Source organism: Streptomyces sp. NPDC088910 (assembly GCF_044749865.1).
Classification (GTDB): domain Bacteria; phylum Actinomycetota; class Actinomycetes; order Streptomycetales; family Streptomycetaceae; genus Actinacidiphila.
On record NZ_JBIVIV010000005.1, the window covers coordinates 327,719 to 342,429 of the forward strand.

A 14,711-nucleotide genomic window follows, 5' to 3' on the forward strand; every position below is an offset into this window, starting at 1 on the left:
GCGCCGCGGTCACCTCAGGTCGACGACAGCGGAGTTTCCGGTCGTTGCAGCATGCTGACCGCGTCCTCGACGGCGCGCAGGTGGGCGACCATCGCCTCGGAGGCGCGGTCCGGGTCGCGGTCGCGGATCGCCCGGCAGATGGCGAAGTGCTCCTCCGTGGAGTGCCGCCAGCGCTCGGCGGACACGGAGAGCGCCAGGGACTGCTCCTCGAGGATCGACCGGATGTCCTTGATCAGCCGAGGGAAGAGGGGGTTGCCCGTCGCGGACGCGATCCCGATGTGCAGTTCACTGTCCAGCCGGACCCTGATCTCCGGGTCCGCCTCCACCGCGTACGCCTCGCAGGCCTCCACGATGACCGCGAGTTCTTCCTCGGACCGGCGGGTCGCGGCCAGCTTGGCCGTCGGCACCTCCAAGTGGCGGCGCACCTCGTTGAGATCGGTCGAGGAGTACTGGCTCAACGTCAGTGAGCTGGAAGCCCGGTTGGAGACCACCATCGAACCCCGGCCGGTCTGGGACTCGATGTAGCCGAACGCCCGCAGGCTGCCCAGGGCTTCGCGCAGGGCGGGCCGGCTGACCCCGAACGCGCGCGACATCTCCGCCTCGGAGGGCAGCCAGTCCCCCACGGGAATCTCGCCGCGCTCGATGAGCTCGACGAGCTGATTGCGTACGACATCGACAGCGCTGTGCCGTGCCACCCGCTTCATCGCCACGAGCTTGCGCGACTGCCGCTCCCGGACCGGTATTGACAGACTGTCTGGCTGCTCTTCCACGGACCCTAGTCTGCGCCAGTCAGGGGGTCGAGCGCAATCACCAGCCCGCCGGATACCCCGCGGACACTCCCCCACCTCGGGTCACAAACCTTGCGGAACCTTGAACATATCCCGCATACTCAACCTGTAAGACAACCAGCCAGGTTCATTTGCCGTGTGCAACCCGAAGGAAAGTCGTATGCCCCAGTCCCGGACAGTCGTCGTCTTGTCGTTCCCCGGGTACCAGGAGGTCGAGTTCTGGTATCCGGTGTTCCGCGCGCGGGAGGCCGGCGCCGACCTGCACCTGGTCACGTCGGACCCGGAGGGTTGCGAGAGCCACCTCGGCTACCCCGTCGTCCCGACCTCGACCGTCGACCAACTGGCGGGGCTGACCATCGACGCCCTGGTGGTGCCGGGCGGCGTGGGCGCGGCACCGGTCGCCTCGGCCGGTCAGCGCGCCCTGATCGGCGACTTCTCCGTCCGGCACGGCCACCTGGTCTCCAGCGGAACCGGCACCGACCTCGTGCGTTCGCTGCTGGGCCCCGGCTTCACCAGCCCGAACTGGCTGACCGCGCCGGACGCCGACGGCATGCCCGAGCTGTACCGGGAGCTGTTCAGCCGCTGGTCCCAGAAGTGACGACGACCGCATTCGAGAGCAGGAGGCAGAAACGTTGAAGATTCTACGAACAGTCCTCGGTGACGTGCCCGCGGAGAACTCGGGCAAGATCCTCAGCCACGAGCACCTGCTCTACGGCTACCCCGGAGCGGAGCTGGACCACCGCACCGTGCTGGACTACAGCGCCGCGGTCGACTTCGTCGCGGGCCAGGTCCAGCGCGGGATGGACGGGTACGGCTACGGGACCATCGTCGACATGACCCCGCCCGAGGTAGGCCGCCACCCGCAGTTCATGGTCGACGTGGCCAAGCAGACGGGCATGAACGTCGTCGCCATCACGGGCTTCTTCCCCGAGCGGATGGGTGTGCCGTACTACTGGCGGCGCCAGACCGTCGAGGAGCTGACCGAGTTCTTCGTCAAGGACCTCACCGAGGGAATGGTCTTCGCCTGGCAGCAGACCCCCTACCGGGCCGGTGCCATCAAGATCGCGACCGGCCAGGAGAGCGTCACGCCGAAGCCGAGCCCGCTCGGCCCGAACGGCCGGCACATCCACGAGGTGGAGGACCGGGTGATCCGCGCCGCGGCGCGGGCGGCGACGCAGGTGGGCTGCGCCATCAACACCCACATCGACCCCATGGACTTCGAGGTGACCAACCCCGGCCGCGAGCAACTGGAGATCCTCACGGAGGAGGGCATGGACCTGGCGAAGGTCATCATCGGCCACGCCTTCGTCCCCCCGCAGGTCGAGATGATGCGCGAGATCCTCGCCATGGGCGCCAACGTCCAGCTCGACCACGTCGGCATCCCCTGGCGCGTCGGCAGCGCCGAGGAACTGGACGAAGCCATGGCGAACGCCCTGGTGACGCTCATCGACGAGGGATACCTGGACAACGTGGTCATCTCGTTCGACCGCTGGTTCTTCAATCCGCGCGCCGGGGTGACCGAGTCCGACCCCCAGTTGCTCAACGAGAAGGTCGACCTCGGCTACATGTTCACCAGCTTCGTCCCGCGCCTGAAGTCCAAGGGCGTCACCGACGAGCAGCTCGACGCGCTCATGATCCACAACCCGCGGCGGATCTTCGCGATCGACGTCTGAGCCGCCCCGCAATCGATCCGTCGCCCAAGAGGGAAGCACATGAGAATTCAAGACGCCCGAGTCGTCGTCCTTGTCGAGAACCTCTACCAGGAACTCGAGTTGTGGTACCCGGTGCTCCGGCTCCGCGAGGCGGGTGCCCAGGTCGTCATCGCGGGACCGGCCACGGACGCGGTCTACGCGAGCAAGATCGGCTATCCGGCCCGAGCCGAGGTCAACGTCGCGGACCTGGTGGCCGAGGACATCGACGCGCTCGTCGTCCCCGGCGGGTTCTCGCCCGAATACCTGCGACGCGACAAGAACATCGTCGCGCTCGTCCGTGAAGTGGACCGGCAGGGAAGGATCGTCGCGGCGATCTGCCACGCGGGATGGCTGCTCGCCTCCGCCGAAATCGTCTCGGGCCGCCGCGTCACCTCGGTCGCGCCGATCCGTGACGACCTGATCCACGCCGGGGCCGACTACGTCGTCGAGCCGATCGTGGTCGACGGGAATCTCATCACGTCACCGCTGCCGGACGACCTGCCGGTGTTCGTCTCCACGATCATCACGGCGCTCGAGGCCGCGGAGCAGCTCACCCCCGACCGGCCGCCCGTCTCGGCCCCCCACTCGTCCGCGACCTATCAGCGGTCCGCCACCTTGAAGAACCGCGCCGCGGGCCCCGGCTCGGCGAACTACCGCGCCTACGCGGTGGGTTAGCACGCTCGCACATGTCCGGTGACCGGGCCGATCGGTCCGGCGCGGGGCCGGGCGAGGGCGTCGTCACGGCTCTGCGAGCGGTGCGGCGCCGAAGCTGCCGGGGACTGTCTCGCGGCCGGGAATGCGGGGTGCGACGGGGTGCGGGGTGAGACAGTGTCCGTATGTCCTCACGCTGGCCGACAGGGTCACACAACTCGCTGCTGTCCATCGGGTGCACGGATTCGGTGCTGTCCATCGCCTCGGCCGGGTCGGTCCTGTCGATCGGTTCGGTGGCGTCGGTCCTGTCCATCGGGTCGCTCGGATCGGTGATGTCCGCGACGTCCATCGGCTCGTTCCAGTCGGCCGGCTCGCTGCTGTCGGGCCAGTCGAATCGCTCCGCGCTGAGCTGGCAGTCCAACGGCGCCGTGCTGGCCTACCGTAAGGCCAGCCGGCCGGGACGGTTCCTGCCGCACGCGGCCCTCGCCGTGACCGCCGCCGCCCTGGCGGGAGCGGCCTGGTACACACTCCGCCGGCCCTCCGACGCGTAGCCACGGCGGACGCGGTGACCGGGGCGGGGCGCGTGTGGAGGTGATCTCGGCGCGACGGCTGGCGGAGTTGTCGGCCAGGCGGGACGAGGCGCGGGCTGCCTGGCGGGAGCTGGGCGAACTCGTCAGCAGCCCCGTCCCGGAGCGACCGGCTTCACCGCTCCCGGTCAGCTCGGCGTCGGCGGAGCTGCGGGCGCTGGAGCGGGCACCGGGTGACCTGCGACGCGCGCAGGCGCTCAGCGTCGCACTCGCGGAGCGCGCCGCCGTCGATCCGGACTTCCGCGCGGGGCTGGACGATTGGCCGCGCGGGAGCCGGGACGAGCCCAATGACCCCGCCTCCGCCCCCGGTTCGGCGAGCGACGTCGCCAACCACGTGCACGGCGGTACGTTCTTCAGCGCCGTGTTCCAGGGCCGGGACATCACCGTGCAGGTGCCGCGCGAGACTCCCCTGGCCGGGTCAGGACTGCCGGTCCGCGCCGCGAACTTCACCGGCCGGGACGAGCAACTCGCCGAGCTGCTGGACCTGTTGCGGCCACGGACCGAGCGGCACGACGGACCCGTCGCCGCCGTGGTCACCGGGCTGGCGGGCGTCGGCAAGACGGAGCTCGTCCTCCAGGCCGCCGCGCGGGCGACCGCAGAACCCGGCTGGTTCCCCGGCGGTGTCCTCTTCGCCGATCTCCTCGGCTACGACCGGGACCTGCGTCTGCTCCCCGAACGGGTCCTCGGCCCATGGCTGAGCGCTCTCGGCATCGCCGACGCGGACATTCCCGCCGATCCGCGGGCCCGCGTCGCGCTGTACCGGTCGGTGCTGGCCGCCTGCGCGGAACACGGCCGCCGGGTCCTGGTCGTCATCGACAACGCCTCGAGCGCCGACGAGGTGCTCCCGCTGCTTCCCGGCGACGGCCGCAACGCGGCCCTGGTCACCTCACGCCACACCCTCGACGTCGGCGCCCGCCTGTGCGAACTCGACGTTCTCGCCGCCGACGCCTCGGTGGACCTGATCCGCAATGTCCTGCGGCAGGCCCGCGGCCCGCACGACACCCGCGTCGCCGACGAACCCGACGACGCCCTGCGCATCGCCGAATACTGCGGGCGATTACCTCTCGCCCTGCGGATCTGCTCGGCGCTCCTCGCCGACACCCCCGGCCGCCCGCTCGCGTCCCTCGCCCAGGCACTGGCCGACGCCCAGCGCCGCCTGGACCACCTCACCCGCGAGGACCGGGCGGTACGGGCCGCGTTCGACCTCTCCCACCAGCACCTCGAACAGGTCTCCCCCGCGTGCGCCAGGCTCTTCCGGCTGCTCCCCCTCAACAGCGGCCCCGACATCGGCACCAGCGCGGCGGCCCACCTGTGCGGCGCCGACGAGACGACCGCGGAGGTCATGCTGCGCGACCTCGCCCGCGCCCACCTCATCGAACCCGCGCGCACCTGGGGCCGCTGGCGCATGCACGGTCTCGTCCGCCTCTACGCGGACGAACGCGGCGCGGCGCGCGCCGACGCGGATCAGGCGCAGGCGGCGCTGGCCCGGCTGATGGACTACTACGTACGGACCGCGGTCGCGGCCGACGCGCACCTCAAGGGCCCCGTACCGTCGCCCGCGCCCCTGGTCCGGGATCGCGCGCAGGCACTGTCCTGGCTGGAGGACGAATTCGCCAACCTGATCTGTGCCGCCGCCTTCGCCACGGGACTCGGCCACCCCGCCGTGCCCGTCGCCCTCTCGTACTGCCTCGCCGAATTCTGCTCCCTGCGCCTCCACTTCGAGGAGATGACCCTTCTGGCGGCCGTCGCCCTGCCGGTCTGCCGATGGACCGGTGACCGGGCGGCGGAGGGCTGGGCACAGCATCTTCTGGGGCTGTCCGTGCTGCTGCCGGGGCGGGAGCAGGAGGCCGTCGAACCGTTCCGGACGGCCGCCTCGCTCTTCCGGGAAGCCGGCGCCGATGACAACGAGGCGTCGGCGCTGACGTATCTGGCGCTCGCCCTGGCCCATGCGGGGCGCGCGGCGGAAGCGGAGGAGGCGAACCAGCGGGCGCTGGCCATCCACCGGAGGACCGGCGACCGCGCCGCCGAGGGCAGAGCCGTCGTCGTTGACAGCGCGCGTCTGACCCGGACGGGACAGGACGACGAGGCCGTCGCGGCCCTCCGCAAGGGCCTGCTCGTCTGCCGGGAGAGCGGCGACCGCTTCGGGGAGGGGAGGCTGCTGGGCTTCCTCGGTCTCGTCCACGGCCGGAACGGACAGGAGGAGCAGGGCATCGAGGCCCTGGAGCAGGCGGTCTCGATCTTCCGCGACATCGGCGACCGCCGCGTCGAAGGCGAGATCCAGGGGGACATCGGCGAGGCCCTGGTGCGCGTGGGCCGGTTCGCGCAGGCCCTACGGGCGCTGGAGGAAGCCGCCGCCTGCGCCGAGGAGAGCGGCAGCGCCTCGAACGAACGCCGACGGCTCGCCGCGCACGGCGCGGCCCTCCACTGGCTCGGCCGGTACGACGAAGCCGAGAAGACCCTCCGCCGGGCGCTCGCCGTACGGCGCGAAGAGGACGACGAACCGAATCAGGCCGTCCTCCTGGACAGCCTCGGCGCGACACTGCTCGCGGCGCGGCGCTACGAAGAGGCGGCCGACCACCTCCGGCAGGCCATCGCGCTCAGCCGGAAAGCCGGTGCGCGCGCGGGCGAAGCGGAATCGCAGAACCGCCTGGGCCTGGCCCTGTCCAAGACCGGTCAGGAGGCGGACGCCACAGCGGCCTTTCGCCGGGCGCTCGCCGTCTTCCGTGAACGCGGCGACAGCGAGCGCGAGGCGATCGTCCTGACCAACCTCGGCTCACACCTCCTGGCCTCCGGACACCCCGCGGAAGCCGACCTCGCGCTGCGACAGGCGATGACCCTCTGCCAGAAGCTCGGCGACATCCCCGTGAAGTCCGTGGCCGCGACGCTCCTGCTCGCGAGCCGCCTCGGCGGGTCGTCCGGGGCGTAGCGGGGAATCGGCGCGCGGCTGCCGCCCGTCGCCGGGAGCCGGCGCCGATTCCATGCCCTACGGGCGTCCCGCCCGGGCGATGACGGGCGCTTCCGGCTGGCGGGCGTCGTCACCGTCCGCCGGATCGACGGGCTCGGGTGCTATCAGGTCGAGGAGTTCCTCGGTGCCGCCGTGCGCGAGGGCGGCGCGCTGGCGTGCGGCGCCGGTGCCCTTGTCGAGGAGTCGTCGCACGCCGGAGGTCACCCGGTCGAGGTCGTCGAGTTCCTTCAGGGCGGGGGTGACGCAGTCCAGGAGGGCGCCGAGCACGTCGGCGGCCTGGGACGGCTCATTGGTGCGGGGGTCGACCAGGTTGGCGGTCAGGCCGTGGCGGGCGGAGTGCCAGCCCGCGGCCTGGAGGACGCTGGCCGGCGGGTCGAGGGGACGGCCGCCGACGCTGCCCTCGCGCAGTGCGGTGACCACCAGGCCGCGGGCGAGCCCGGCGAGGGTGATCGCGCTGTCGACGTCGAGCTGGACGTCGGGGGCGCGGACCTCCAGCGTCGGGTACTCGTCGGAGAGCCGGGCGTGCCAGTAGAGCTGGTGCCGGTCGGCGATCACCCCGGTGCCCAGCAGGGCGTCGACCCGCTCCTCGTAATGGGAGGCGCCGGAGAAGAACGGCGGCGATCCGCTGACCGGCCAGCGGCCGAAGATCACGGTGCGCCAGCTGGCGAAGCCGGTGTCCCGCCCGTCCCAGAACGGAGAGTTGGCTCCCAGCGCGACCAGAAGCGGCAGCCAGGGACGGATCCGGCCCAGCGCGGCGGCCCCGGCCTGGCGGTCGGGCACGGCGACATGGATGTGCATACCGCAGATCAACTGCTCGTCGACCAGTCGCGCCGCGTCCACCCGCATGTCCCGGTACCGCTGCTCACCGGTCACCGGCACCGACGCCTCGGCCATGAGGGGTGCGCCGCCCGTCGCCGCCAGGCGGCAGTCCACGCTGCGCGCCGCGGCGCTCAGCGACTTCCGGAACCGCGTGAGATGCGCGGCGACCTCGTCCAGGTCGGAGCAGACCGGGGTCGCGACCTCCACCTGGGACTGCAGAAGCTCGGTGTCGACCTCCTCGATCCCCAGGTCGGGCTCGCGCTCCGCCGCGATCCGGAGCTGGCCGACGCGTGGCGCCGGCAGTGCGGTCCTGCGGTCGAGCAGCAGGAATTCCTCTTCGACCCCAATGGTCACGCCTGTCGTCATAGCCGTCTGCTACCCCAGAACGGCCTCGTCACGGAGCAGACCTGGCATCGATCGGCGTCTCGGGCCGCGCTCCCCTGCGAGCCCTCTCCCCCTCGCGGCGAAACGGGTTCAGCCAAGACCGCGATGGGCGGCCCACAGCGCCCCGGCCCGGCCGGCGGCGGCGTCGACCAGGGCGGCGAGTTCGGGTCTGTCGGGGACGGGGAAGGAGACGTAGGCGCCCCTGCCGCCGCCGACCGGCCGGCCGTATGCCTTGGCGGCGAGTCGACCGTCCGGGAGCAGCCGGACGTTGAGTGTGGTCAGCGTGAACTCCTCGCCGCGTCGGGTGTCCGTCCAGCGGAGCTCCTGCGGGATCGTCACGTTGATCGCCAGAGCGCTCACTTCCAGGTCGCTGCTCATGGACCGATGATCCCACGCGGGTGGCGCGCCCCCGGATCGTGAGGCCCGTACGTCGGCCGCTGTCCGGTCCGCGCCCCCGTCATCCCTGTGGCGCCTGCGCCAGCCGTCCTCGCGCGGCGGCCTGGATCTGGGAGGGCCCGAGCCCCCATTCGATGGTGCGGCCCACGGCCGTCGCGAGGGGCCGGTCCCAGCCGGTGCGGACGGCGGCCGGGCGGTGAACGCCCAATTCGGTACGGGCCCAGCCGGGGAGGAGTCCGACCGAGGCGTTCATGAGCCGGCCGACGACCAGCCGCTCCCGTCGTGTGCGTCCGAAGCGGCGCAGGAACCGTACCGAGTCCAACGCGGCTGCGGTGGCGTGGAGTTGGGGGCGCATGCGGGCCAGGTAGCGCTCGGCTTCGAGGGATGTGCGCGGTATGTTCCGCGCGCCCAACGCCTCGGCCACGGGGGCGGCTTGGCGGTAGTAGGCGTCGCACTCGGCGGGAGTCAGCCGCAGCGGCCGGGGCGCGTAGGTCTGGTGGCCGGCGAGGAAGCTGCGTACCTCGGCGGTGTGCACCCAGGTGAGCAGATCGGGGTCGTCCGCGCGGTACGGGCGGCCGTCGGGGGCGGTGCCGTGCACGCGGGTGTGGATCCGCCGGACGAGGTCGATCACCTCGCGGGCGGCGGCCGAGGAGCCGAAGGTGGTCGTGGTGATGAACCGTACGGTGCCGTTCAGCCGTCCGACCGGATCGGCGCGGAAGTCGGAGTGGTCGTCCACCCCCGCCATGGCCAGCGGATGCAGCGACTGGAGCATGAGCGCGGCGAATCCGCCGGTGAGCATCCCGGTGGCGTGCCCGTGCACCCGCCACACCGGGTCCCCCGGCGCGATCCCGAACAGTCCGGGATCACCGGGCGGCGCCGCGTACCGTCCCAGTTCGAGGTCCCCGCCGTGCATGGTCGCGGTGAGTTCCCTCGCGATCCGTTCCCGCAGTCCCACCAGCGCCTCCAGGGGCCGTCTCCCTCCGCCGAGGGTACCGAGCCGCCCGGCGGGCGCGGCGGCCAGGACGAGCGGCCCGCACCGAGGGCGCGGAACCTCAGGAGCGGCATGCCGCGGTTGACGCATGCCGATATAGGCATACGATGGAGTCATGGCACGAGCGGCGACGACCTCGGACGCGTTCAACGCGATCGCCGAGCCGCAGCGACGGGAGATCCTGGCGCTGCTGCGGGGCGGCGAGCGGCCCGTGACCGAGCTGGCGCGGGAGCTGGGGATGACCCAACCGCAGGCGTCCAAGCACCTGCGGGTGCTCCGCGAGGTCGGGCTGGTGCGGGTCCGCGGCGCGGGCAAGCAGCGGCTCTACGGACTGGACGCCCGCGGGCTGCGGCCGATCCATGAGTGGACGGGCGGCTTCGAGGAGTTCTGGAACGGGACCTTCGACCGGCTGGACACGTACGTACGAGATCTGAAACAGGCAAGGCAGGAGGAACCACCGGATGACGACGACCAATAGCGGCGACGAGACGGCGGCGGACCGCGAGATCGTGGTCTCCCGGACCATCGGCGCCCCACGGGAGCTGGTGTTCGAGGCGTTCACACGGGTCCGGCACCTTTCGCGGTGGTGGGGCCCCGAAGGGTTCACGACCACGACGCGGTCCTTCGACTTCCGCGTCGGCGGGGTCTGGGACTTCGTGATGCACGGGCCGGACGGGACCGACTACCAGGAGTGGATCACCTATACCGAGATCGTCCCGTCGCGGCGGATCGCGCTGCTGCACGGCGAGTCCCGCGACGACCCCCACACCTTCGAGTCGGTCCTGACCTTCGAACCGGCGGACGAGGAGACCCGGCTCGTGATGCGCACGGTGTTCCCCACCAGGGAGCTGCGCGACGAGGCGGCGGAGAAGTACCACGCGGTCGAGGGCGGCGAGCAGACGCTGCGCAATCTGGCGGTCTACGTCGCCGAACTCACCGGGAACGGGACCGCGTCGAAGGGAGCGGACGACTGATGGCAGGCAAGGTGTTCTTCAGTGTGACGATGTCGCTCGACGGCTTCATGGCGCCGGACGCCGTGCCCGTCGAGGACGTCTTCTCGCCCGAAGGCCAGAGCGACCCCGGCGTCCGGCGCTGGATGGCGAAGTGGTCGGAGCTCCAGGCGTGGATCTTCCCGCAGCGGTGGTTCCGCGAGAATCTCAAGCTCGGCGAGGGCGGCGAGGAGGGGATCGACAACGACATCGCCCGGGCGACGTACGAGCGCACCGGCGTGAGCGTCATGGGCAAGCGGATGTTCGACGCCGGAGAGCTGGCGTGGCCCCAGGAGGCGCCGTTCCACACCCCGGTGTTCGTCGTGACCCACGTCGAGCGTGACTCGTGGGAGCGGCCGGGCGGCACGACCTTCCACTTCGTCAACGACGGAATCTCCAGCGCGCTCGACCGGGCCCGCGAGGCCGCGGGCGACCGCGACATCCGTATCTCCGGCGGCGCCGAGACGATCCAGCAGTACCTGGACGCCGGCCTGGTCGACGAGTTCTCGATCACCCTCGCGCCCGTGCTGTTCGGCACGGGCATCCGCCTGTTCGAGCGCGTGGACCCCGACCGTCTCGCACTCGACCAGACCCGTACGGACGCGTCGTCCCGGGTGACCCACCTGACCTACACCGTCAAGCGGCGGTAGCGGGCGGCCCGGCCGCTCGGGGGCGGTGCGAAGACGTCACCGGGCGGAGAGACTTCACTGACACAGGATGTCAGGGAAGCGCCGGACAGTGGTGCCATGATCCTCAGTCGGCACTCCCGGCGGGCCGAGCGGCTGCTCGTACCCGCTGCCTTCGCCACCGCTCTCGGCAACAACGTCCAGCTCATCGTCGGTGCGCTGCTCATGATCAGGGAACAGCGCACCATGATGGCCGTCGGCTGGCTCTTCATCGCCGTCGCCGGGCCGCAGGCGTTGCTGTCACCCTTCTTCGGGCGGCTGGCGGACCGCTTCGACCGGCGGGCCCTGTGGATCGGCTGCGATCTCTCCAGTGCGGCGCTGGCCCTGGCCCTGCCGCTCTGGCTGGTCTGCGGCGGCTCTCCGGGAGCCGGGATCTACGGCGCCAACCTGGCGCTCGCCGTGGTCGGCGCGCTGTTCTTCCCCGCCAGCTCCGCGCTGATCAAGGAGCGGGTCCCGGCGGACCGGCTGCGGCGGTTCAACGCCCGCTACGAGATGGGGACCCAGGCGGGGATGCTGCTGTCGGCGACGGTCGGCGGGCTGTCCGTCCAGGCGTTCGGCGCCGTGCCGCTGCTGGTGTTCAACGCCGGGACCTTCGCCGTCTCGGCGCTGTGCGTGGCCGCGGTGGGGCGTCGCCCGGAACGGGCGCCGACGGCCACCGCCGCCGGGGAGTCGGCGCCGGTGGCGGCGCGTACGCCGACGCGGACACCGATGCGGATGCGGCACTTCATCCTGCTCTACGCCCAGGGAAGCGTGGTCGTCACGGTCTTCAACGCCCTGCTGCCCACCGCGGTCATCGGTGAACTCCGCCTGGGGGCGGGGACGTTCGGCGCGGTGGACGCTTTGGGCTGCCTCGGCTTCCTGGCGGCGGCCGGCGCGTACCGGATCGTCAGCAGACGCAGTCCCGACCTCCGCATCGCCGTCGTGGGCTTCCTGCTCTGCGCCGTGGGCCTGGTACTCCAGAGCCAGTTCGGGATCGCCGGCTATCTCGTCGGAGTGCCGGTGGGCGCGTTCTTCTTCGGGCAGGCCCGGATCGCCTCGCGGACCATGCTGATGACCTCGGCCGACGACGCCTCGGTGGGCCGGGTCTTCGGGCTGGCGAACGGCGGCGGGCTGGCGGCCACGGTCGCGGTGATGTTCCTGGTCGGGAAGGTCACCGACAGCACCGACACGCGCTACGGCTTCGGGGTCCTCGCCGCTCTCGCCCTGCTGGCCACCCTGTCCGCCGGAGTGCTGCTGCGCTCGTCGGCCCCCGCCCGGCCGGGCGAGTCCGCCGGCCGGTACCGGTCGAGCACGGCCGCCGCCCTCTCCGCGATCGCGCGGCGCAGCTCCTCGGGGCCGAGCACCTCGATGTCCGGGCCCAGTGACAGCAGTACGGGCACCGCCAGCTCGACCGATTCCAGCGGCACCGTCGCCGTCACCCAGCCGTCCGCGTCCGGCGGCCCCGCCGAGGTCTCCACCGCGCGGACCAAAGCCGCGTCCAGGCGGTCCGGCAGCGCGGACAGCAGCGCGGGAGCGATCCGTACGGAGCCCTGAAGCCGCAGCCTTCGGGCGTCGTAGACGGCGAGGTACTGCTGCCAGTGAGCGCCCAGGTCGAACCCGTCCGGCCGCTCGAAGCCGGTCGTCCCGACGTCCAGGCGGAGGATCGAGGACACCCGGTACGTGCGCACCGCGCCGTCCACCGCGGCGACGAGGTACCAGACCCCCGCCTTGAGGACCAAGCCGTACGGGTCGAGGTCGCGCTCGACCTCTTGCGGCGCGGTCCAGCGGCGGTAGCGCACCCGGATCCGCCGCTGATTCCACACCGCGTCGGCGAGCGGTACGAGAGCGGACGGGGAGTCCTGTTCCCGGTACCAGCCGAGCGCGTCGAGGTGGAACCGCTCACGGATCCGCCCGGCCCGGTCCCGCAGCGGTGGCGGCAGGGCCGCGGTCAGCTTCAGCTCCGCCGCCGCCAGCACCTCCCCCAGGCCCAAGTCGTCGGCCGCGCCGGGCAGTCCGGCCAGGAACAGCGACTCCGCCTCGTCGACATGCAGCCCGGTCAGCCGGGTCCGGTACCCGCCGAGCAGCTGGTATCCCCCGCCGTGCCCGGCGTCCCCGTACACCGGAATGCCCGCGGCGCTCAGCGAGTCGATGTCCCGGTAGACGGTCCGCACCGAGACGTCCAGCTCCTGCGCCAGCTCACCGGCCGTCAGCCTCCCCCGGTTCTGCAACAGGAGGATGAGCGAGAGGAGCCGAGCGGCGCGCATGGCCCGATCATTCCAGGTCCGGGAGCGGGTGCGCCGATTCGACGGGGACCGCACGGGCGGCCGGGGCGGCCGGGGCGGCCACCGCTTTATCCGGCCGACCGGCCGACCGGCCCACCGCCCGGCTGGACGGACTGGCGCCACTGGGCCGGCCATCGCTGGCCGTCCTTCGCCTGACGCTCCGTCCCCGCGGCGCGGAAGGCGGGCCGGGTCAAGGGGATCTGACATTCGGCTGGCGGTCGCTGAATTCGGCTGGCGAGGACTTGTGGAATCTGACGGAGTCCTGAATCGGGGTGTCTTGAGCGGGGGCCGGTTTCCCTGGAACCTTGAGGTTGAGGTGCGGCGCATTTCCGCTGCCGGTGTGGCCTCGACTTTTCCGACCGCGCGAAGAAGGATGTGTGATGACCGACTCGATCGATTCTCGTCAGCTGCGCGTGGTGCGCGGTTGTGCGACTCCTGAGGAACTGGCCGCGCTTGTCGCCGTGCTCTTCGCCCGTACGGCGGCGGGGCCCGATCTGCCGGTGCCGGGGGACGTGGTGTCGGTGCCCGCCGCGCGGTGGCGGCGGTCGGAGCGGGTGCACCTGTTCGACGCGCCTCGCGTCTGGCACGCGTACGCGCGCGCGGCCGGATGAGCCGCCGAGGTCCTGCGGATGAGCCGCTGAGGTCCTGAGCCATGAGGAACCGGCCGGCTCCCGCCCCGAGGGCGGGGGCCGGCCGGTGGGGTGTTCAGGCGGTCGGGAGCAGGGTGCTGAAGTGCCGGTAGAGCAGACCGGTGCCGCCGAGGTCCTTCAGGACCGGCTCCCAGACGGCTTCGATGTGGGCGACGGCGTTGGCTTCCGTCACCCATTCGGAGAAGCTGAGGACGCTCGTGCCGTCCACGCTGATGTGCATGTTCGCCGATATCCCGCCGGGGTAGTCGCGGTCCTGGCCCTCGGTGGCCTCCTCGCCGGCGAACAGGGCGTCCACGAAGGCGCGGGCGGCCTGGTCGTTCTCCGCGCCGAAGAAGGCCACGGGGAAGGACTCGGCGACTGGGGCGGGGTCGGCGATGCCGGAGCCGCGGACCGCGCGGTACAGGCGGTAGGGCACGGGCGCCGGGGCGCCGGGGACGGCGGACGCCGTGTCGGAGAGGCTGCCCTCCTCCTTCAGGGACTGCCGCAGCGGCTCCTCCGCGGACCACTGCGCGTAGGTCAGCACCGAGTCGCCTTCGCTGCTCGTGTAGACCGTGAGCGACAGCAGCTCCGGCGGCCACTCGCCGGACCGCCAGTGGGCGACGACGGCTTCCGCGGTCTGCGCCGCCTTTCCGCTCTCCGTCGGGACCGTGCCGACGAGCACGATGTCGCTCTGGGGATTCTCGATGACGGGCCGCGAGGTGGACGCGTGGGACATTCTTCGGCTCCTCGGGAATGAGGTGGCTCCACGAAAGGCGCGGGCCACGGCGTGGTACGGAACATTCTCCGACCAGCGGTGACCCGCGCCCAGGAATCCCGGCTCAGGATTGTGAAAAGAACATCAATTCCGCTTGTG

General features: G+C 71.8%; 15 protein-coding genes and 1 pseudogene. 10 read left to right on the forward strand and 6 right to left on the reverse strand.

Going from position 1 to position 14,711, the window contains the following annotated elements; genetic code table 11:
- Positions 1-14: 14 nt before the first annotated feature.
- Positions 15-770 carry a FadR/GntR family transcriptional regulator gene (locus ACIP4Z_RS14650; RefSeq protein WP_355335396.1) on the reverse strand — a complete coding sequence of 252 codons (756 nt, stop codon included), beginning with the start codon at positions 768-770 and terminating at the stop codon, positions 15-17.
- Positions 771-975: 205 nt separating this feature from the next.
- On the opposite strand from ACIP4Z_RS14650, the gene ACIP4Z_RS14655 reads away from it, so the two are divergent.
- From ACIP4Z_RS14655 to ACIP4Z_RS14675, 5 genes are all read left to right on the forward strand, one after another.
- Positions 976-1,386, forward strand: a complete 411-nt coding sequence (locus ACIP4Z_RS14655) for a DJ-1/PfpI family protein (protein WP_401307886.1) — start codon at positions 976-978, stop codon at positions 1,384-1,386.
- A 34-nt stretch (positions 1,387-1,420) separates the two neighbouring features.
- Positions 1,421-2,461: a phosphotriesterase gene (locus ACIP4Z_RS14660; protein WP_401307889.1), complete on the forward strand. Its 1,041-nt coding sequence runs from the start codon at positions 1,421-1,423 to the stop codon at positions 2,459-2,461.
- A 39-nt stretch (positions 2,462-2,500) separates the two neighbouring features.
- Positions 2,501-3,154, forward strand: a complete 654-nt coding sequence (locus ACIP4Z_RS14665) for a type 1 glutamine amidotransferase domain-containing protein (RefSeq protein WP_355335403.1) — start codon at positions 2,501-2,503, stop codon at positions 3,152-3,154.
- Positions 3,155-3,315: 161 nt separating this feature from the next.
- Complete coding sequence (locus ACIP4Z_RS14670) at positions 3,316-3,681, forward strand: hypothetical protein (RefSeq protein ID WP_355335405.1); 366 nt, start codon at positions 3,316-3,318, stop codon at positions 3,679-3,681.
- Between the two features lie 34 nt (positions 3,682-3,715).
- Entirely contained in the window at positions 3,716-6,643 is a 2,928-nt protein-coding gene (locus ACIP4Z_RS14675) for a tetratricopeptide repeat protein (protein WP_401307891.1), read from the forward strand.
- 57 nt (positions 6,644-6,700) lie between these two features.
- Here ACIP4Z_RS14675 and ACIP4Z_RS14680 read toward each other — a convergent pair whose 3' ends face one another.
- From ACIP4Z_RS14680 to ACIP4Z_RS14690, 3 genes are all read right to left on the reverse strand, one after another.
- Positions 6,701-7,855: a glutamate--cysteine ligase gene (locus tag ACIP4Z_RS14680; protein WP_401307894.1), complete on the reverse strand. Its 1,155-nt coding sequence runs from the start codon at positions 7,853-7,855 to the stop codon at positions 6,701-6,703.
- A gap of 120 nt (positions 7,856-7,975) precedes the next feature.
- Positions 7,976-8,263: a hypothetical protein gene (locus ACIP4Z_RS14685; RefSeq protein WP_401307897.1), complete on the reverse strand. Its 288-nt coding sequence runs from the start codon at positions 8,261-8,263 to the stop codon at positions 7,976-7,978.
- Between the two features lie 79 nt (positions 8,264-8,342).
- On the reverse strand, positions 8,343-9,236 hold the full coding sequence (locus ACIP4Z_RS14690; RefSeq protein WP_401307900.1) for an oxygenase MpaB family protein: 894 nt from the start codon (positions 9,234-9,236) through the stop codon (positions 8,343-8,345).
- A 151-nt stretch (positions 9,237-9,387) separates the two neighbouring features.
- Between ACIP4Z_RS14690 and ACIP4Z_RS14695 the strand changes: the two genes are divergently transcribed.
- The 4 genes and pseudogenes from ACIP4Z_RS14695 to ACIP4Z_RS14710 all read left to right on the forward strand — a co-directional run.
- A complete protein-coding gene (locus tag ACIP4Z_RS14695; RefSeq protein WP_355335418.1) occupies positions 9,388-9,750 on the forward strand; it encodes a metalloregulator ArsR/SmtB family transcription factor in 363 nt (120 codons plus the stop codon).
- Entirely contained in the window at positions 9,734-10,246 is a 513-nt protein-coding gene (locus ACIP4Z_RS14700) for an SRPBCC family protein (protein ID WP_401307903.1), read from the forward strand. The genes ACIP4Z_RS14695 and ACIP4Z_RS14700 overlap by 17 nt, the downstream gene beginning before the upstream one ends.
- Positions 10,246-10,911 (forward strand): dihydrofolate reductase family protein, encoded by a 666-nt coding sequence (locus tag ACIP4Z_RS14705; protein WP_355335422.1) that lies wholly within the window; start codon positions 10,246-10,248, stop codon positions 10,909-10,911. Before ACIP4Z_RS14700 ends, ACIP4Z_RS14705 begins: the two co-directional genes overlap by 1 nt.
- A gap of 201 nt (positions 10,912-11,112) precedes the next feature.
- Positions 11,113-11,997 (forward strand): annotated as a pseudogene (locus ACIP4Z_RS14710) (MFS transporter); the annotation flags it as partial.
- A 122-nt stretch (positions 11,998-12,119) separates the two neighbouring features.
- Here ACIP4Z_RS14710 and ACIP4Z_RS14715 read toward each other — a convergent pair.
- Positions 12,120-13,190, reverse strand: coding sequence for a helix-turn-helix transcriptional regulator (locus tag ACIP4Z_RS14715; RefSeq protein ID WP_401307906.1), 1,071 nt, complete (start codon positions 13,188-13,190; stop codon positions 12,120-12,122).
- Positions 13,191-13,588: 398 nt separating this feature from the next.
- Here ACIP4Z_RS14715 and ACIP4Z_RS14720 point away from each other — a divergent pair, with 398 nt between their 5' ends.
- Positions 13,589-13,819 (forward strand): acyl-CoA carboxylase subunit epsilon, encoded by a 231-nt coding sequence (locus ACIP4Z_RS14720; RefSeq protein WP_355335427.1) that lies wholly within the window; start codon positions 13,589-13,591, stop codon positions 13,817-13,819.
- Between the two features lie 94 nt (positions 13,820-13,913).
- Here the strand turns inward: ACIP4Z_RS14720 and ACIP4Z_RS14725 are convergent, their stop codons facing one another.
- Positions 13,914-14,573, reverse strand: coding sequence for a hypothetical protein (locus tag ACIP4Z_RS14725; protein ID WP_355335430.1), 660 nt, complete (start codon positions 14,571-14,573; stop codon positions 13,914-13,916).
- Positions 14,574-14,711: the final 138 nt, after the last annotated feature.

Coding starts and splice junctions, on each gene's coding strand:
- ACIP4Z_RS14665 (WP_355335403.1), top strand. CDS start 2,501: ATGAGAATTCAAGACGCCCGAGTCGTCGTCCTTGTCGAGAACCTCTAC.
- ACIP4Z_RS14670 (WP_355335405.1), top strand. CDS start 3,316: ATGTCCTCACGCTGGCCGACAGGGTCACACAACTCGCTGCTGTCCATC.
- ACIP4Z_RS14685 (WP_401307897.1), bottom strand. CDS start 8,263: ATGAGCAGCGACCTGGAAGTGAGCGCTCTGGCGATCAACGTGACGATC.
- ACIP4Z_RS14695 (WP_355335418.1), top strand. CDS start 9,388: ATGGCACGAGCGGCGACGACCTCGGACGCGTTCAACGCGATCGCCGAG.
- ACIP4Z_RS14700 (WP_401307903.1), top strand. CDS start 9,734: ATGACGACGACCAATAGCGGCGACGAGACGGCGGCGGACCGCGAGATC.
- ACIP4Z_RS14705 (WP_355335422.1), top strand. CDS start 10,246: ATGGCAGGCAAGGTGTTCTTCAGTGTGACGATGTCGCTCGACGGCTTC.
- ACIP4Z_RS14715 (WP_401307906.1), bottom strand. CDS start 13,190: ATGCGCGCCGCTCGGCTCCTCTCGCTCATCCTCCTGTTGCAGAACCGG.
- ACIP4Z_RS14720 (WP_355335427.1), top strand. CDS start 13,589: ATGACCGACTCGATCGATTCTCGTCAGCTGCGCGTGGTGCGCGGTTGT.
- ACIP4Z_RS14725 (WP_355335430.1), bottom strand. CDS start 14,573: ATGTCCCACGCGTCCACCTCGCGGCCCGTCATCGAGAATCCCCAGAGC.